We start from the raw sequence: 18,197 nt of genomic DNA on the forward strand, positions 1-18,197 counted from the left end.
GTTGTTTCATGTTTATAGTTCTATAAAAAGATTTCGCATCCTATTTTTATCTTAGAATTACATATATATTTCTCAACAGTTTTTCAGCAGTGTAAGGTTTTGACAAAAAGGCGTTCACATTAATATGTGCAACTTCTGCAAGTTTATCTTTTTCGGTTAATCCACTGACTCCAATTATCTTTATATCGGGATTAACCTTACGCAGTTCTCGAATGCTCGCCGATCCTCCCATAACCGGCATCATCATATCCATAAGAACAAGTTTGATTTCATCTCTGTTTTGTTTGTACAAAGTAATGGCCTCTTCTCCATCATTGGCTGTGATTACTCTATATCCATGTGTTTCCAATGTTTTTTTGGTTAACTCACGAATCTTATCTTCATCATCAACAACAAGAATTGACTCCCCATGACCGATTGGCAGTTCATATTGACGCTTCTGCGCTTTTAGTGTTTCAGTTGTTGTAACAGCAGGCAAATAAACTTTAAATACAGTCCCTTTTCCGACTTCGCTATATACACTAATGAACCCGCCGTGGCTTTTCACAATTCCAAGGGCCGTTGAAAGACCCAGTCCTGTGCCTTTTCCATGTTCTTTTGTTGTAAAAAACGGTTCAAAAATCCTATCCAGTACACCGGAAGGAATTCCAGTTCCTGTATCACATACCGTGATGACAATATACGGACCGATCCTGGCATCAATATGAATATGAGCGTAGTCTTCATCAATGAGAAGGTTTTCAGCATCGATGTGAAGTATTCCACCGTCTGGCATCGCATCACGTGCATTCAAACTCAGGTTCATTAAAACCTGATGCAATTGGGTGGCATCTCCGGAGATATTCCACAGGTCTTTAGATATATTAATTCTAATTTCAATATTTTTTGGAAAAGTCTCCTTTTCTATTTGCTTTATTTCCAATATAAGTTGCGATACTTGAAGAGCATTGCGTTCACCCTCAACACCTTTTGCATATGACATAACCTGTTTCATCAACCTGGCTCCGCGTTGTGCACTCCTTTCAATTGCACTAAGGTACCTCTGGCTTTCTTCATCTGTGTATTTTTCTCGTAGAAGTTCCTGTGATAGCATAATTGGTGTCAGCACATTGTTGATATCGTGTGCTATTCCGCCGGCAAGCGTACCTATACTCTCCATCCTCTGAGCACGGAGTAACTGCGACTCAAGCATTTTCTTTTCAGTTATATCCTTCACAGTCCCCATACTTGCCATCCTGCCGTGAAAAGGAATAATTCCAACGTTCATATTGACAAGTATTCTGGTTCTTCCATCTTTGTGCAACACATGGAATTCATATTCATGAGGGGTATATTCTCCCGTATGCCTGCGATAATAGCGCTCTGCAACTATCTTTAAATCCTCCGGTGCAACAAGTTCTATGAAATCTTTTCCTATAACCTCCTGGACCGTGTATCCACCCACCCTGGCAAATGCTTCATTGGCAAACCGGATCTTATCATCCTGAATAATGAACACGCCATCCTGGATGTTATCTATTAGCATGCGATATTTCTCCTCAGATTGTTTCAATGCCTCCTCAGCCTTCTTATGGTCTGTTATGTCCCGGCCAAAACTCACCGTTCCCACAACCTTTCCATTTGAATAAATAGGAGTCGTATTTACTGACAGGAAAAAGTAACTGCCAGCTTCCTTTTTAACTGCTACCTCATATTGTTCGGGCTTTCCGTTTAATGTATTATGGAAAATATCTATAATTCTAGGTAAGTCTGCCTTATCGATAAATGGAGTAAATGACTTTCCCAACAAGTAATCCGTTTTAAACCCGCTGAATTCCTCGCAACGCTTATTGACAAATTGGTAAAGCCCACCCGGGTCCAGAATCCATATCATATCATTGGAAAACTCAACTATCGTACGGTAGCGTTCCTCGCTTTCCCGAAGCTTCTCATTCACCCGCTTACGCTCGGCAGCCTTTTCTATATTAAAAATGTTTAATATATTCCAGAGAGACCAGGAAATTCCTACAGCAATAAAAGCGCGAAAAATTTGAACAGGAATGCCAAACGAGGAAAAAAACCATGCATTGTTTATTACCGAAGCTGGATAAAAGTTCGCCTGGGGTACTATCCACCCTCCTAATATTGCATAAAGTCCAAATAATAAAGTAATAAGAATAAAATATTTTTCAACTTTAGATTCACTTAATTTCTTAGCTTCACTCTTATAATATGAAATAAATCCAATAGCACTTAAAATCGCACCTGGAAAACCTAAAAAGTACCTTGATGAAATATTCCAGATATTAAAAGATGTTTCTCCTGATAAGATTGGCATTCCAATGAATAAAAGCGCTATTATAAATGGAAGCCAGATGCCGACTTTTTTTCTCTTGCCGATATTAATCATCCGGTAACCGAATAAAAAGAGAAATAAGAAAGAAAGAAATAAAGCCGAGGCGCCAAGAATTTTCAGGAAAAGAAAGTCCCCTTTAACGAGCATAAACATATCCATAAATTCGTTTATTCCGTGAATAAATCCAAACCAGGCCAGAAGCCATAAAATATCAAGCAATTTAAATTCGCTCTCCCTGGTAACCCTTAGCTGCAAAAATATGATAATACCAAGGATTGTAAAGGCAAACCCATATATGAAGAAGACAAAATCCAGATTTTTAACAAGAAAGTCACTTAACATTATAATATCCTCCATATTTGGTGGATATTTCCAGCTCAGTAATTAGTCTAAATATTCCTATGGATTCAGTTATAATCATTTTTTACTCGTTTTTCACGTTGTTCACATCTTGAACTCCTATAACCTCTTGCTATCTTAAATTTGCCGTATCTTATGATCAATACTGGTTATCGTGAGAACCTGCTTAAATATGCCCAAATAATCAAAAAAATCCCAAAAACCGTAAGAGCCCAGAATAGTATTTTCTGTGCTTTATCCGATATCCCAAAATCGATCGCAAATACCCGAAAACCATTAAGCGCATGAGGGATCACAAGGACTAAAAGGATGAATAAAGCGATCCGGCCTGGTAAAAAAAGCGTATTTATCAAGAAATCAAAGGGTGTTTTCACACCAGAAAAATGAACCCACCAGACATGGATGAACAGGTAAATCACAAGCAATAATCCCGTAACGCGCTGGAGCAGCCATGCCCACATACCTGTGCCATAAGCTCTTTCTTTATCCATAGTTACCTCAATATATTTTTGATTTTCTGCACTATTATTTTTCTTATAAGTCCTGTAATAGCATTTGTGGGAGGTACCTGTTTAGGACAGACTTCCACACACCTGTAAACGCGGTCACATGCCCAGACGCCGTCTGTAAAGTCCACTCTTGTTAGCATTTTTTGGCGATCCGGGAATCGTGGATCCGTATAAAACCGCCATGCTTTTGCAAGCGCGGCAGGACCCTGATAATCTTTATCTCTTGCAGAAACAGGACATGCGCCGTAACAGAGGCCGCAAAGGATACAGGAGGCGTATATATCAACTTTTTTCGTGTCCTCCTGCGACATCATATTCTCTTGCAGAGTTGTATTTTCAACATCGAACCATGGTTCAACTGATTCATAATGTTTGAAAAAAGGCTTCATATCAACTACCAGATCTTTGATCACAGGAAGGTTCGGTAAAGGTTCTATCAGGATTTCATCCCTTGCTTTAAATTCTGGTTTTGCAAGAGGGCCGTACGGTGAGATCGTTAGCACTTTCTCATCAGCAATTTCAGACACCTGGGTACGGCATGCAAGCCGCTGCTTTTTGTTTATTAGCATGGCGCATGAACCACATACTGCTCCGCGGCATGAATACCGAAATGCCAGGGTGCTGTCAATTTCATCCTGTATCTGGAAAAGCGCATCCAGCACGGACATCTGAGTATTTGGTTTTACTTCAAACCTCTCAAATTTAGAATTCTCCCCATCGAATCTCTTGATCTTAAATTTCATGGATTTCCCCATTCACCCATCTATAGCTATTGTTTGGATATATATTAATAGTTTGTTTTGTCAAGTGGTTTGATCGAAACATAAGATAGGTTCTTAAATCAATAGATTGTTAAACTATACCAATGATTCTTGATTACAAAGATATTGCAGAATATATCATTACTAATTACAGGAATAAAGTCGTGGAAGTAGGAGTTGGAAGTCTTCCCCAGGTTGCTCTTCTCCTCAAAGATAAATTGGATGTAGTAGTTACGGATATCAATGAACAGAAATATGCAGGAGTAAGATTTTGCAGGGATGATATCTTCAAACCTGATATGGGAATATACAGGAATGCATCTCTTATTTATGCTATCAGACCTCCCATTGATCTCCAGGATGCTATCGCTGCAATTGCCAGGGAAGTTAAGGCTGATCTTATTATACGGCCATTCGGGAATGAAAAAGCAGATTTGATAAAATATTTTAAAGAGTATTCCCTTGTGAATTATCAAAAAGCAAGATTTTATTTGTACAGGTCTTGATTTTAAATAATCACACTTTTTTCACAAATCTATTTATCTACTTATTAAATCAGATTGTTAAATCAGATTCATGTTATAAATAATCTTTTTATACATTTCAAAAATAAATTGGTGCCAGTATGAGGATAAAAGCGAAATTGATATCAGGATTCGTTATCGTCTCATTGTTGGCAGGTCTTGTTGGGTATATTGGTCTTTACGCTAATAACCATGTTGTGACTTCCTTTGAAAAAGGAGAGGTGCATTTCGGGAGTATACTACAGGCCTCAAACGAAGTGAGCAGTTATTCAAAAAGGGCACAGGGTCACACAATGCTGTATTTGATGTTAAATAACGGAACCGATAAGAAGAAAGCATCAGAAAGAGTCGCTTCTCTACGGGAACAAATAGCAATAATGGACGGCAAAATACAAAATCCTGAGGCCCTTAAGATATTAAACGATACAAAGGCCAAAACAGATGAGATGCAATCAATTATAGAATCATTGATCAAAATTTATGATTCTGAAATGGAAGCCGGAACATTTGATATTAAAAATCATGAAAAGTTGATACGAAGGCTGGATACTGTTTCCTCAAACATTCGTCAAAATGGTCTTGACCTCGTAGAGATAGAACTGGGATTGGAGGAGGAACTTAACCAAAAGGCAAAACAAGATGCAGCTTCATTATATAACCTTATTTTCATACTAAGTGGAATTGCTCTTATTAGTTCAATGGTCATTGGAATCGTAATTGATAGAAGTATCTCAAATCCCATTTATAAACTTAAAGATGCGGCTATCAATATCAGAAAAGGTAATCTTGGTACGAAGATCGATATTAGATCAAATGATGAAATTGGTGAATTATCGAATGAATTCAACAGGATGGCACAGGATTTGCAGAAATCAAATGACGAGATAATTTCATCCAAAGAATATATATACAATATTATAAGTTCAATGGACAATAGCCTGATCATTGTATCAAGAGATTGTATTATCCGGACAATAAACAACGCTGCATGTTCACTTCTTGATTATAAGGAAACAGAGCTCATTGGCCAACCAATAAGTAAAGTGCTTATCGATGGAGAAACATTATTAGCCAGTTCATTAATTAATTATAGCGACAAAAATAATAATGATAAAACTAATATTGTCCATAATGCAGAGTCAACTTTTATTTCAAAAGGATTGCAAAAAATACCTGTTATTTTTTCAGCTTCTCTCATAGAGAGTAAATACGGAAATTCCCAGGACATAATATGTGTGGCACAGGATATAACCGAACGTAAGTCTGCCGATGAACAGATCAAAGCATCCCTCAAGGAGAAAGAAGTGCTGCTGCGGGAAATTCATCATCGTGTTAAAAATAATATGCAAATCATTTCCAGCCTTCTGTCACATCAAATGGAAAATATCACAGATAAAAATATCACCGAAATATTTATAGATAGCCAGAACAGGATAATATCCATGTCTCTTGTACACGAAAAACTCTATCAGTCAAGAGATTTGAGGAATATTGATTTCGGAGAATACATCAATGATCTGGGAGCCAGTCTATTTCAATCTTATAATATTCATTCGGGAAATATAAAATTAAATATTCATGTGGAAAATGTATACCTGGATATCGATCTTGCAATCCCGACCGGATTAATTATAAATGAATTGATCACAAATTCATTAAAATATGCATTTCCAAAAGGTATTAATGGTGAGATTACCATAATATTCAGATCAAGGGGGGAAATACTTGAACTTGTGGTCAGTGATAATGGCATTGGTCTTCCGAAAGATCTGGATTTCAGGAAAACCAGATCGCTGGGATTACATCTTGTCACCATACTAACAGAAAATCAACTACATGGTAAAATCGATATGAATGGCAATAAAGGAACAGAATTTAAAATTGAATTCAAAAGTGTGAAATCATGACATCACAGATATTGGTTGTGGAAGACGAAATTATTATTGCAGAGGATCTGCAAAACAAATTGAAGAAGATGGGATACTCTGTTCCTGCTGTAGTCTCTTCAGGAGAAGATGCTATCCGGAAGGTAAAAGAAAATAATCCTGATCTGGTTCTTATGGATATTATTATTCATGGAGAAATTGATGGAATTGAAACTGTAGAAAAAATACATTCGTTTTCAGATGTTCCAGTTATATATTTAACAGCTTATGCTGATCAAACAACCCTGGAACGAGCTAAAATAACAGAACCATTCGGATATCTCCTGAAACCTTTCAAAGAAAGGGAATTATTGATCACAATAGAGATGGCCATCTACAAACATCAAATGGAGAAAAAATTAAAAGAGAGCGAAAAGAGACTAAGAGAGAGCGAACGATGGCTCAGTGCTGCAATTAAAAGCATAGGAGATGGGGTTATAACCACGGATTTAAAAGGGGTAATAAAAATTATGAATCCTTTTGCTGAAGCCTTAACAGGGTGGAAACAAGAAGAAGCTTCAGGCAAACATCTTTCAACTATCTTCAATGTTGCAAGCTCTCAAAAGAACAAGAATGTAGAAGACCCTGTAGTTAAGGTGATACGTGAAGGCAGTTTTTACGGCCTGTCAGATCAGACAATATTGATCACAAAGAATAATATGGAAATACCTATTGATCTGATAGGTACTCCGATAACGGATGAGAAAAACGATATTATTGGTGTAGTCCTGGTTTTCTATGATATAATTGAGCGAAAACAGCAGGAGGACAGAATCAGAACATCTACAAGTTCCTTCTTACTTTAAAAACATATATTATCACAATAAAAACTATCCCGATCCCGAAAATACTCCAGTTTCTTATTTTGTTAGAAATCTCAGATGCCGGCTTTGTAACATTTTCATTTATTCCGGTAGAAGGCATTTCTGTTATATTCTTCTCAGGAATATTGCTCTCAGGGACAGTTACATTATATGATTCATTCTTTGTGATATTGATGGTTATCTCTCCCCTTTTATCAGATGAATTAGAAAAAAAACCTGTGATTTCAGTATGCAAATCGACAATCTTTGTTTCATTATCTATGCCTGAAATACCCGCAACATCAATGCCCCGGGGCAGAATTATTGTTACAGGAGATTTTGGTTCACCAAGGAACCAGATACTGCTTGCGTTATAAATGCTTTCCTTTAACCTGTAATTTACGTTATATCTGTTCTCAATTGTATCCGGAATATGGGTATTTCCGAGAATTGCCTGTGATAATGAAGAATCAACATCTACCATTTCTATGCCCGATGTCTCATTATTTATCTTGATATCAAGCTCATTTTCGATAGCGCTTTTGAACCTTTTACGCTCTTCCTTATCAGCTTTCAGGACTTCCCATGCATTAACAAAGCTGTCATTATTCCCGATCCCTGTATCAATACTGATCTTATACCCTATGGAATCAATACCTGTATAAATCTCAGTGTAACCCCATGTAACATTGTATTCATTCACAGTTATATTATTTATCCATTGAATTTCAGCGGCAGCCACATCTGCTAAGGCAAAAAGAAGAAATATGGATAAAAATAACTGCGATATTTTCATCTGGTGATTACCTCGCATCCATCCGCTGTTACTATGATCGTATGTTCTGCCTGGGAAATAAGGCCGCCCTGGATTTCCTTAAGTATCGGGTAAGGCCGGATAATATTTGCTCTGGAAAGGGCAAGCATTGCAAAATCCACACGCTCGCCAAGCCATCTTTTTGCAAATGGAAGTGTCTTATATTTTTCTATGTCCTGCAATAATTTCCTCGCTGACGGATGCCTGACCGGTTTTTCGGAAACAATATGGAAAATCTCGGCACTTCCGGCATCATGAATTTTTCCAGCCCCGTTTGTAGCGAAAGGTTCAATTGCAATGATATCACCTTCCTGCAGAATTACACCGCCTGGCATTCTCTTATTCGGGATCGCAGGCGGAGCATGCTGGATGTACTGTGCAAGCCCATGTCCTGTCAGGTTGATTATGGGTTTATAACCAAAGGAAGTTATGGTATCTTCGATAACCCCTCCGATATCTGTAGTATTTACACCCGCTTTGACAATTCCAATTGCTTCAGAAAGTGCTGATTCAGCAGCCTTGACAAGCTCCGGGTTACCGGAAAGGTCAACAGTTATTGCGGTATCTGCAATATATCCATCGATATGAACCCCGATATCAAGTTTTACGATATCTTTCCCGAATACGGATTTATCATTTAGACATGGAGTGGAATGAGCAGCCTCGTCATTTCGCGAGATATTCACCGGAAACGCAGGCTCCCCGCCTTTTTCACGTATAAGGTTCTCCGCAAATTCCGCGACCATAAGAAGGCTTGCGCCTTCGGTTACTTTTTCTGCCGTAAGTTTGCGGACTTCGGACAGGATCCTTCCTGCTCTTCGGTATTTCTCGATTATTTCATCAGTTTCTGTCATTATAACACCAGATTCTTTTCAAACATAGTTAAATTCTTGCATCCGCTGTGCGTAACAACCACAACATCCTCAAGGCGAACGCCGCCGATCTTCTTATAATAAAGCCCGGGTTCCACTGTGACAACACATCCTGCTTTTAACTCCTTTCCATTTTCGCTTAAGGTTGGACCCTCATGAACATCAAGACCTACGCCATGCCCTGTCGAATGAATAAAACCTTCTGTGAATTCACCGCTTTTTCCTCTTGAGGTCTCATATCCTCGTTCTTCCAGTACATCGCATACGATGTTATGAATTTCGGCGCCTGTTACACCTGCTTTTATTTTGTTTAAGGCAGCTTCCTGTGAATCAAGCACGGCAGAATACATACTTTTAAGTTCTTCAGAGGGTGTTCCATGCATGACGGTTCTTGTCATGTCAGAATAATACCTTTCTTTCCTTGACCGCGGCACCATGTCAATAACTATTGGCTCATCAGCAAGCAGCTCTCCTTCCCCTTTCCAGTGCGGGTCGCTGCTGCCTTGTCCGCATGCGATAATAATATCCGGCGCTTCACAATTGTACGAAAGTAGTGATCTGTCTATTATTGCCCGCACGTCCTCTGTTTTTAAAGGCGAATCTTCGTACATAAGAACACCATTCCTGACAGAAGCGTTTTTTATCGCATTGATGCCTTCTGAAAGTGCTTTCTCGCCTGCTCTCTGGGCATATTCGATTGCATTTATCTCTTTTTCATTTTTTATATCGCGCATTTCACGCAATGGGCTTTTTACCGGGATAATCTCAAAATTTGCTCTCCTGAGGCAATCAGCAAGCTGAACCGGAAAATTATACGGTACTGCAATACGATTTAAATTCCTGGAATGAAGTAGTTCCCGGATCATTTCACAATATGCGGCATCAACATCCTTGTTCTTCCGGATCTTATCCATAATGTTGTATCTGGATGTCGGGACCACCTCTTTGACTTTAGATTCTTTTTTTGCCCTTCCCAGTTCCATATCCGATACAAGTATTAAATCGTTCCCGGAATTCAGGTAAATGAATGAATCATAAGCCAGGAACCCGCTGGCATAATACATATCAGCATTGTGTTCGCTTTCACTCATCATCAGGAATGCCTGGGAATCAGGGAGAGTCAGTTTCATCGGTTACATGAGGTAAATTATTGTACATATTATCTTCGGATTGGGTTTATGGCCTCGATTATCCTTACACCATTCCTGTACCATAGAAAATCTTATAGCATTCACTACCAATATAAAAGTAATTGATATACTATGACTACCCAGGTAAACATACGGCTTGATGAACATCTCCTTCAAGAGATAGATGCGCTTTCACATATGCTCCATGTTCCGAGATCTGAATGGCTCAGAATGAAATTAGCTGAAGTTGTAAAAGATAACATTTTAAAATATCGTGAAGTACTGGCGCTGGAATACACAATGGGACACATTTCATATGAGGAATTACATACTTTAATAGGCAAAGATGCCGACGATGTCAAATTGATCCATGAGATGACCCAAAAAGGTAAAAAAGAAATTGACAAACTATTTGATAAATGACGTCTTTTGATCACGAAAAAAATCATTTCCGAACTTGAAGATATTTCTGCTATCCATGATGATGATGGCAGTGCTGCGGGGGATGTTTTAAGATCATTATCCGGATTGTCAATCTTGGAAACAACGCCAAGATCGAGTGGCGAAGAAGAACTGATAGAAGTTGCTCTTCAGGATAGGTGCGATTTTATTGTTTCTGATGATATCCGCGCTATTCCAAAATTAAAGAGGGCTAATTTGCCAATAATTTTCAGCAGTCATTTGCTGTATTATATTTATAGAGAAGGTATTATCTCAAAAGTAGAAGGCCTGGTCGCGCTTGAAAAAATGCGAACCAGGCGTTCCTGGAAAGAGAATATTATATACATTGCAGGAATGCAATTGTTCAAATAATTGCATAAAATCAATTGACTTGTTTTAAGTCCTGAAATACGGCAACTTTATTACGAAAAAGTTATAAAAAGACAATTGGGAAAATACCTAAATAGTATTGACACCATGTGTAGTTCGTATAAATACGAATAAATGTGAGGAAAGACATGAAAAAAGAACGCTGGGATAACTTAGGCTCAAAATTCGCGCATCTTACGAGCGCTCACCCGTGTTATAATGAAAAAGCGCATTTCACGACAGCAAGGATACACCTGCCGGTTGCGCCGCGCTGTAATATACAATGCAATTATTGTATTCGAAAATTAGATAAATGCGAACACAGGCCAGGTGTTGCAGGAAGTATTCTTAATCCCCGTGAAGCCCTTGTAAGGCTTGATAAATATGCAAAGGAAATGCAAAATCTCAAGGTCGTGGGTATCGCAGGACCCGGTGAGTCTCTTGCAAATGAAGACAGCTTTGAGACCATGCGCCTTGTGCATGAAAAATATCCCGGGCTTATAAAATGTGTGGCAAGCAACGGTCTTATGCTTTCCGAAAGGGTTGATGACCTTGTCAAAGCCGGAGTAACAAGTGTCACTGTAACAATAAACGCAGTTGACCCTGAGGTAGGCGCAAAGATATATTCCTTTGTCCGGTACCATGATAAAACATATAAAGGTGTGGAAGGCGCAAAACTCCTGATCGAGAAACAGTTCGAAGGGATAAAGAAGGCAAGTGAGGCCGGACTGAATGTTAAGGTCAACACTGTGCTTATTCCTGAGATCAACTTTTCCCAGATAAAGGAAATTGCAAAAAAAGCAGCAGAGAACGGCGCAATAATAATGAATATCATTCCCATGATACCTCTTAACAAGTTTGAAAAGGAAAGACCCCCGGACTGCGATGAACTTAACATTGCAAGAACCATTGCGGAAGAATTCCTGCCGCAGTTTCGGCTGTGCAGGCAGTGCCGCGCAGATGCGGTTGGTGTCCCGGGTGCAGAACCCTGCGGCTCACCAGTGCAGCAGCGCGCAACCAGTGAATATTATCATGCTTAACATTTATCGAATAAATTGCTTAAAATCCGTCAAATAAATAATAAACAAAAGAGGTGAAAAAATGTGCTTTGCAGATTCATCAGTCAGCGTGGAAATTGAGGAAGGAGATCTTGTATTTGACCAGTATAAATGCAGTGATTGCAACTCCCAGTTCCGCGGGATCGGAAAAAAGGTAAAATGCCCCACGTGTGAATCAGGAAATGTGAAGAAAGTTTAATCTGAGTTGCGATTGAGTCATCAACTATTTATATCAAGTAAACTTTAGTGAAAACAAATTTACTTGATCAGGAGGAGATGACTTTGCATATTTCGGATGGGATTCTGGAGCCAGGATGGATTTTTTTCTGGTATGCAATATCAATCTTATTTATCGCGCTTGGCCTTCGGATAATCAATAAACGCATTAAAGCTGACCCTGTATATCTCCCGCGCATCGCACTGATAGGCGCTGTGGTATTCGTAATTTCAGTCTGGCATATCCCTGTTCCGGTTACGGGTTCTTCATCCCATCCAGTAGGAACGCCCCTTGCTTCTATCATCATTGGCCCTTTTGCAGCAGTGGTGATAAGCGCAATAGCTCTGTTCTTCCAGGCCTTTATCGCTCATGGCGGGCTTACTACAATCGGTGCAAATACTTTATCAATGGGAATAGCGGGAGCTTTTGGAGGCTATTTTGTTTACAGGCTCCTCAAAAATATCTCTCCTTTATGGATTTCTGCAGGAATGGCAGGACTTGTCGGAAGTATGCTTACATATATGACAACTGCTTTGCAACTTGCTCTTTCCCTGAATCCGGGAAATGTCATTTATTACTGGAAATTATACTCACTCGGATTTATTCCCACACAGCTCCCGCTTGCATTTGCTGAATTCGCATTCACAGCTTATGTTGTCAAATATATATCAGAAACAAGTAGCATGAAAAATATCCAGTCAGGCTGCCCGTTAGACAGATTTACAATAACCGCCCTGATGCTTATGGTTTCAATTGCTTCAATTATTGCGATAGGTGCGTATATCGGATATCCTGGCGGTACAAATATGGCCGGAACTGACAGCACAGTTGAAGCAATGGCAGCACCCGCTGCATCACCTGGCGGGATCGGCGTCAGATTAATGTCTATCTTCGGAGAACCACTGGGTTTTGCCCTTGCTGGCATAACAGGCGGTCTTTTTACGGGATATTTCTGGAGTGAATTAAGGAGGAAGAACTGATGTTTGAATGGCTTACCACTGATCCGTTAAATGGGATCATAATAACGATCACTTTTTTCATTTCAGTAATTATTGGCAGGTATCTCAGGAAAAAAAGAGCTGCACATGGCAGCAAAGGGAAATTGGTAGATCCCAGGATAAAAATTCTCTTTTTGTTTATTCTGATAATTTCCATTACACTTATGGAACACTGGTATTTTCCAATAGGAATTACAGTCATCTGTACTCTTTTTGCATTAAAATCAAAAATATTGCAAAATTTTAGCAGGAAAATGATCTTTCCTGTCATCCTGGCTTTTTTTATTGTCGTGATCCAGGGTTTGACCTATGGGACAAATAAGATATATTATGGAATTCCATTATACGCCGAAGGGTTAGATTCCGGGTTACTCATATTTGCAAGAGTGACAGCAGCGGCTTCCCTGGCAATCCTTTTGCTGTCAAACACTCCTGAAAATGAGATTACAGAAACAATGCGCTGGTACAGGGTACCTGGTACAATGCTTGATATTTCTTCATTGATGAGCAGGTACATTAAAGCATTTTCAGCTGAAGCCAAAAAAATGAAATGGGCACAGGAATCACGCGGTGGTTTTTCGAAACGATCGGGATTCAGTGATAAAATGCATGATGTTGCCTCAATAACAGGAGCGCTTATTACAAGAGCGCTTGTCAGGGCAGAACTGGTCTATAGGGCCATGTTATCAAGGGGCTGGAAACATGATCGGAGTTTTACAAGTCATCAGCCATTAAATCATAATGATCTGCTTATGGGGTTTGTTTTTACATCCGGGATCATGATACTTCTTGGAATAGACAGAATGTTGTGAGATAATATGACAGCTATACAGACGATCGGACTTGAATATGTTTATGCGGATGGGACGCAAGCCCTGTCTGGTGTGAATTTTGAAGCACGTGCTGGAGAGAAAGTCGCAGTTCTTGGCCCGAACGGCAGCGGAAAAACCACATTATTCTATCATTTTAACGGGCTGATAATGCCAGCAAAAGGCGAAGTCCGGATATTCGGTGAGAATATAAATAAAACCGATATCGATGAGGTAAGAAGAAGGGTCGGTCTTGTTTTCCAGGAGTCTGATAACCAGTTATTTGCGCCCTCAGTTTTTGAGGATATTGCATTTGGTCCCAGAAACTTAAGATTATCTCATGATGAAGTTAAAAAACGCGTTTCTTATGTGCTGCATAGATTTGATATCGAGGCCATTGGGAAAAAAAATCCAGCCAACCTGAGCGCAGGCCAGAAAAAAAGAGTTGCAATAGCAGGAGTTGTTGCAATGGAACCTGATGTCCTTGTTCTTGATGAACCGACATCTGGCATGGATGCGGGTGGGATCAACGATACGCTGGGAATCCTTGAAGAGCTGAACAACGAAGGAAAAACCATTATCATTTCCACTCATGATTCTGACCTTGCAGCATCCTGGGCAGACCGCATTTATATACTTAACAAAGGAAAAGTTTTCAGGTCAGGGATCCCGAAGCATATTTTTTCAGACGAGAAACTTATCTCAGAAGCCGGGTTGAGGCAGCCTGTGATCGTCCAGACCTATCGCGAATTCAGGGCAAGAGGAATTTCAAAAGGTGAGGTTCCGCTTTCTGTTCTTGACTTTATGGAATCTATGGAAAATATAAAGGTAATGAATATCAGGTGTGCGATCGCAGGATGTGACCTTAAGACCGGAGATAAAGTTTCACTTGAAATCAGGGATGGGATGCTTGTTGCAGACAAAGGTTCTGATGGCGTGACCGGAATTGCGATGTTTAACGGGAATAAAGGTGAAGATATTGCAGTAAAGGATGTTGTGGGGAATTTGCAGCATCATGAAGGAAAAATCACCGTTATCAGGGTTCCGGCTGTTATTGAAGGCGGATCAAGAGCAGCAGATATGGAAAAAATTTATGGTTTTCTTGATAAAAATAAGAAACAAAAGATAGGGGCAATGGGTACATCAGCAAAAGCGCTGATGAATAAGATGGAACTAAAATGCGATTTCGAGTTCGATGTGATACAATCAGCAATGTTAGCAGCACTTCGCGGCCTGGATGTAATGGTTTTTGCTTCAGGGGGAATGGCTGACAGGGTAGTGGAAAAAGTCAAAGAAAGAAAACTCAATTGCCGGGGTTTCAATATTTAGGATCATTTAATATAATCTGAGAAATATTGAGAGATATTTATCTGCTTGTAACTCACAATAGAAAGAAATTATTAAAACATAACTATCCTACGATCATGTCAGACCTTTTAAACATCATTACATCCTCGGATAAGAGAAGAAGCCTCCTTCTGCTGCTGAAGGATGGGCCAAAAACGATGGGTGAAATTATGTCGGCATTAAGTTTCACAAAAACTGGAATGCTTCCACAGATCAGGATACTTGAGGAGAAGAATCTGGTGAAGCGTGAGGGTAAAAAGTATGCCCTGACCAGGATCGGTCAGATGATCATAAAGCGCCTGGAACCTTTAGTAAAAACAGTAGAGGTTATCGAAAAACAGGAAGTATTCTGGCAGGAGCATGACATTAGTTCGATTCCATCCGGGTTGCTTATGAGAATTGATCAGCTTGGCGATTATCAGGTAATTGAAAGCAGCATCGAGGATATATACGAACCTCACAAAGAATTCCTGGATAATGTCTCAAAATCTAAAAAATTATTTGGTATATCTCCGATAGTCCATCCGATTTATCCGGATTTCTTTTTAGAACTGGCCGAGAATGGGACTGAAATTTCCCTCATACTTACACAAAAAGCATTTAACAAAATTGAGACGGAATATTATGACAAGCTTGCGCGTGGATTGGATCTTAAGAATCTGAGCTTTTATATGCTGGACGAAGATATTAAGCTCACCTTCGTGGTATCTGATATCTTCTGTTTCACATCTTTTTTCTTGAAAAACGGAGTTTTTGATTTACGAAGGAGCCTTGTTAGCTTTGATAAATCTTCTCTTTTATGGGGAGAAGAACTTTTTAATTATTATAGGGAGCGCTCTAAAAAAATTGAGAATTTATAATTGATCTGAAGACAAGAGCAATGGTGGACTCAGCATCGATTATGATCTCTCTTGAATATTTTCTTATTGAGAGAATTACAGGTTCGTATCTTATATAACCCATCCAGAACACAAGGATCATAAAGAAGTGGAGTACCAGGCACAACACCAGCAATATTTTTCTTACATTTCCTTTTCCAAAATAAACAGGTAAAGTCCTTATCCCGGCGGCTGTATCGCCTTTTATGTCTTTGAAATCATACAGGACTGAATTTATGAATAATTTAAAAAAAATATCAAAGCCCCTGCAAAGAACGCAATTATGCTTGCAATAATAGCAGCGTGCCTATTTGCGCCTGTTAATTCGCTCCTGTTTATTGCGTCTTCTTCACTATCAAGTGCGCGGTCAAGGGTATAAGTTGAATAAATGACCAGTCCCATCCCCAGATAAACTGGTATATTTGGCTCGATACTTGCGAACAAAAAAGCTATGTGCAGCCTGAGAGCCCCTGAGAAAGCTACAAGAGTTGAGGAATTCAACAGGCGTAAAGTAGGTAAGTTTAGGAATTTCACGCCCCAAGAAATATACTCCTCATTAATATTATAAACTCATTGAAAATTTCAACAGCATTAAAATTTTCAACGTCGTTGTAATTTTCAATGCCATTAAAAATTATAATCCGTTTATTATAAATACACCTTTGTCCATATCAAATACTGTCTGTGAAGGCTGAAGGTGGATTTTATAAAATCAGACCCAAGGATTTTTGCAGAACAAAAAACGTGGGGCTCTACTGTTCAGCAAGAGCGGATAAGCTCCACGTTACCCGAAGGCAAGGTAAGATTAGCTTTGAATTTATTTAAAGCCAGCGCCGCGCCTGAGGATAGCAAAGAAGAAAAAAATATAAAAGGAGAAATAAAAATATGAAACAAATTAAAGGAGTGCAGTTAGGCGCGATGCTTGCAGTGATACTACTTGTTGCCGTAGTATTTGCTGGAGCTGCTGTTCCAAATAAGGAATTCAAAAGTTTTCCGAAAGATTTACCAGAACGTGTCTTACTGGGATTAAACGATTCCGAACTTCAAGATAAAGAAATCCCTGATTTTGGACCAGAAGTTTTTGAAAAAATAAAAAAAGAGCCGAAAGTTCGTGAAACACGTGGACAAATACCGAAATTCAAAGCTGAAAAAGAAAGAAGGGATTGGCTCAATAAGCTCGACGAAATCAGAGTAAGCGTACGAGAAGATATGCGTCCGTATCTTTATCCAAATGGGCCAGTAATTATGTACGGTTGGAATGATGAGGGCTACCTCGATGTAATGTTTTATGAAAATATAACAATGGAGACGTCTACTGTTGATGGAATATATGCTGTGGTAGATAAACAGGCAAAAAATATAGGCCTTCAGAAAATTCCAGTAGCATTTAGAATAGGAGATTTTCCCCGGTTAAGAGCAGGTTATGATACTAAATGGCGCCCTATAGTGGGAGGAATTAAATTTGAGACACCAACTCATAGTGGTACTCTGGGTTTTGCTGTACAAGACACTAATGGAAATAAAGGTTATGTAACCGCAAGGCACCTGGCTACTCAAGTTGGTATGCAGCTATGGCAGCCATATGAGGCATCTGAGAATGAAGCTGGAATTGTTTCGAAAATCGGAACTAATACTGCAGATGCATCATTTATACCCTTTAATAATGTTGAAGCGTCAATTCATATTGGCGGGGGGTATTATGTGCCCGTTAAAGGTGACCGAAACCCGCAGATTGGCTGGAGAGTCTATAAATCAGGAATAACATCAGGCATAACGGGTGGAAATGTAGTGGGGATCTCTGAAATAACTTCTTATGATGGGGTAACTTACTACAACCAGGCAAAAACAACAATGCACAGTGACGGAGGAGATAGTGGTTCTCCAGTATGGTATTTAGAACCTAATTCAGACCGTAAAATAGTAGGAATCCTTGCTTCAGGGCAAATTATAGATGGTACGGAATATACTTATTTTTCACAGATTTCTTATGTGAAAAATAGTTTGAACGTAAATGTTCTTACCAGATAAGATATATAAATCATGGTTA

Annotated in this window: 21 protein-coding genes; 13 read left to right on the forward strand and 8 right to left on the reverse strand. The window is 39.2% G+C overall.

Features of this window, described 5'->3' with window-relative positions; all coding sequences use genetic code 11:
- Nucleotides 1–46: 46 nt before the first annotated feature.
- The 3 genes from CL181_RS14975 to CL181_RS14985 form a co-directional block, all read right to left on the reverse strand.
- Complete coding sequence (locus tag CL181_RS14975; RefSeq protein ID WP_176505250.1) at nt 47–2,677, reverse strand: PAS domain S-box protein; 2,631 nt, start codon at nt 2,675–2,677, stop codon at nt 47–49.
- Between the two features lie 167 nt (nt 2,678–2,844).
- Entirely contained in the window at nt 2,845–3,186 is a 342-nt protein-coding gene (locus CL181_RS14980) for a hypothetical protein (protein WP_097300122.1), read from the reverse strand.
- A gap of 2 nt (nt 3,187–3,188) precedes the next feature.
- Nucleotides 3,189–3,947 carry a succinate dehydrogenase/fumarate reductase iron-sulfur subunit gene (locus CL181_RS14985; RefSeq protein WP_097300163.1) on the reverse strand — a complete coding sequence of 253 codons (759 nt, stop codon included), beginning with the start codon at nt 3,945–3,947 and terminating at the stop codon, nt 3,189–3,191.
- 122 nt (nt 3,948–4,069) lie between these two features.
- Here CL181_RS14985 and CL181_RS14990 point away from each other — a divergent pair, with 122 nt between their 5' ends.
- The 3 genes from CL181_RS14990 to CL181_RS15000 all read left to right on the forward strand — a co-directional run bounded on the left by CL181_RS14990 (nt 4,070) and on the right by CL181_RS15000 (nt 7,220).
- Nucleotides 4,070–4,471: a UPF0146 family protein gene (locus CL181_RS14990; RefSeq protein WP_097300123.1), complete on the forward strand. Its 402-nt coding sequence runs from the start codon at nt 4,070–4,072 to the stop codon at nt 4,469–4,471.
- A gap of 119 nt (nt 4,472–4,590) precedes the next feature.
- The gene (locus tag CL181_RS14995; protein WP_097300124.1) at nt 4,591–6,396 is read left to right on the forward strand and encodes a histidine kinase dimerization/phosphoacceptor domain -containing protein; all 1,806 of its coding nucleotides are present in this window, start codon (nt 4,591–4,593) and stop codon (nt 6,394–6,396) included.
- Nucleotides 6,393–7,220: a response regulator gene (locus CL181_RS15000; RefSeq protein WP_255251594.1), complete on the forward strand. Its 828-nt coding sequence runs from the start codon at nt 6,393–6,395 to the stop codon at nt 7,218–7,220. Before CL181_RS14995 ends, CL181_RS15000 begins: the two co-directional genes overlap by 4 nt.
- On the opposite strand, the gene CL181_RS15005 is transcribed toward CL181_RS15000, so the two are convergent.
- Genes CL181_RS15005 through CL181_RS15015 form a run of 3 tightly spaced genes read right to left on the reverse strand, consistent with a single transcriptional unit; the run spans nt 7,198 to nt 10,033 of the window.
- A complete protein-coding gene (locus CL181_RS15005) occupies nt 7,198–8,013 on the reverse strand; it encodes a hypothetical protein (RefSeq protein ID WP_097300126.1) in 816 nt (271 codons plus the stop codon). The two genes, CL181_RS15000 and CL181_RS15005, sit on opposite strands and share 23 nt — an antisense overlap.
- On the reverse strand, nt 8,010–8,885 hold the full coding sequence (gene map, locus CL181_RS15010) for a type II methionyl aminopeptidase (RefSeq protein WP_097300127.1): 876 nt from the start codon (nt 8,883–8,885) through the stop codon (nt 8,010–8,012). Before map ends, CL181_RS15005 begins: the two co-directional genes overlap by 4 nt.
- A complete protein-coding gene (locus CL181_RS15015; RefSeq protein ID WP_097300128.1) occupies nt 8,885–10,033 on the reverse strand; it encodes a Xaa-Pro peptidase family protein in 1,149 nt (382 codons plus the stop codon). Before CL181_RS15015 ends, map begins: the two co-directional genes overlap by 1 nt.
- Nucleotides 10,034–10,165: 132 nt before the next feature.
- Between CL181_RS15015 and CL181_RS15020 the strand changes: the two genes are divergently transcribed.
- The 8 genes from CL181_RS15020 (at nt 10,166) to CL181_RS15050 (ending at nt 16,132) form a co-directional block, all read left to right on the forward strand.
- A complete protein-coding gene (locus CL181_RS15020; protein ID WP_097300129.1) occupies nt 10,166–10,456 on the forward strand; it encodes a hypothetical protein in 291 nt (96 codons plus the stop codon).
- 6 nt (nt 10,457–10,462) lie between these two features.
- Nucleotides 10,463–10,846 (forward strand): hypothetical protein, encoded by a 384-nt coding sequence (locus CL181_RS15025; protein WP_097300130.1) that lies wholly within the window; start codon nt 10,463–10,465, stop codon nt 10,844–10,846.
- A gap of 146 nt (nt 10,847–10,992) precedes the next feature.
- Nucleotides 10,993–11,883, forward strand: coding sequence for a radical SAM protein (locus tag CL181_RS15030; protein WP_097300131.1), 891 nt, complete (start codon nt 10,993–10,995; stop codon nt 11,881–11,883).
- Nucleotides 11,884–11,944: 61 nt separating this feature from the next.
- Nucleotides 11,945–12,100: a zinc ribbon domain-containing protein gene (locus CL181_RS20555; protein ID WP_176505251.1), complete on the forward strand. Its 156-nt coding sequence runs from the start codon at nt 11,945–11,947 to the stop codon at nt 12,098–12,100.
- A gap of 47 nt (nt 12,101–12,147) precedes the next feature.
- Nucleotides 12,148–13,098 carry an energy-coupling factor ABC transporter permease gene (locus CL181_RS15035; protein WP_141398931.1) on the forward strand — a complete coding sequence of 317 codons (951 nt, stop codon included), beginning with the start codon at nt 12,148–12,150 and terminating at the stop codon, nt 13,096–13,098.
- Nucleotides 13,098–13,928 (forward strand): cobalt ECF transporter T component CbiQ, encoded by an 831-nt coding sequence (gene cbiQ, locus CL181_RS15040; protein WP_097300133.1) that lies wholly within the window; start codon nt 13,098–13,100, stop codon nt 13,926–13,928. The genes CL181_RS15035 and cbiQ overlap by 1 nt, the downstream gene beginning before the upstream one ends.
- 6 nt (nt 13,929–13,934) lie before the next feature.
- On the forward strand, nt 13,935–15,254 hold the full coding sequence (locus tag CL181_RS15045) for an ATP-binding cassette domain-containing protein (RefSeq protein ID WP_097300134.1): 1,320 nt from the start codon (nt 13,935–13,937) through the stop codon (nt 15,252–15,254).
- Between the two features lie 95 nt (nt 15,255–15,349).
- A complete protein-coding gene (locus CL181_RS15050) occupies nt 15,350–16,132 on the forward strand; it encodes a winged helix-turn-helix domain-containing protein (RefSeq protein ID WP_141398932.1) in 783 nt (260 codons plus the stop codon).
- On the opposite strand, the gene CL181_RS21580 is transcribed toward CL181_RS15050, so the two are convergent.
- Together CL181_RS21580 and CL181_RS20935 are read right to left on the reverse strand one after the other, a co-directional pair.
- Nucleotides 16,110–16,406: a UbiA family prenyltransferase gene (locus tag CL181_RS21580; protein ID WP_369332921.1), complete on the reverse strand. Its 297-nt coding sequence runs from the start codon at nt 16,404–16,406 to the stop codon at nt 16,110–16,112. The genes CL181_RS15050 and CL181_RS21580 overlap by 23 nt on opposite strands.
- Nucleotides 16,385–16,684, reverse strand: a complete 300-nt coding sequence (locus tag CL181_RS20935; protein WP_217993190.1) for a hypothetical protein — start codon at nt 16,682–16,684, stop codon at nt 16,385–16,387. The genes CL181_RS21580 and CL181_RS20935 overlap by 22 nt, the downstream gene beginning before the upstream one ends.
- A gap of 163 nt (nt 16,685–16,847) precedes the next feature.
- Between CL181_RS20935 and CL181_RS15060 the strand changes: the two genes are divergently transcribed.
- The gene (locus CL181_RS15060; protein ID WP_097300136.1) at nt 16,848–17,039 is read left to right on the forward strand and encodes a hypothetical protein; all 192 of its coding nucleotides are present in this window, start codon (nt 16,848–16,850) and stop codon (nt 17,037–17,039) included.
- Nucleotides 17,036–18,178 (forward strand): S1 family peptidase, encoded by a 1,143-nt coding sequence (locus CL181_RS15065; protein WP_097300137.1) that lies wholly within the window; start codon nt 17,036–17,038, stop codon nt 18,176–18,178. Before CL181_RS15060 ends, CL181_RS15065 begins: the two co-directional genes overlap by 4 nt.
- Nucleotides 18,179–18,197: the final 19 nt, after the last annotated feature.

Source organism: Candidatus Methanoperedens sp. BLZ2 (assembly GCF_002487355.1).
In the GTDB taxonomy this organism is placed as follows: Archaea; Halobacteriota; Methanosarcinia; order Methanosarcinales; family Methanoperedenaceae; genus Methanoperedens.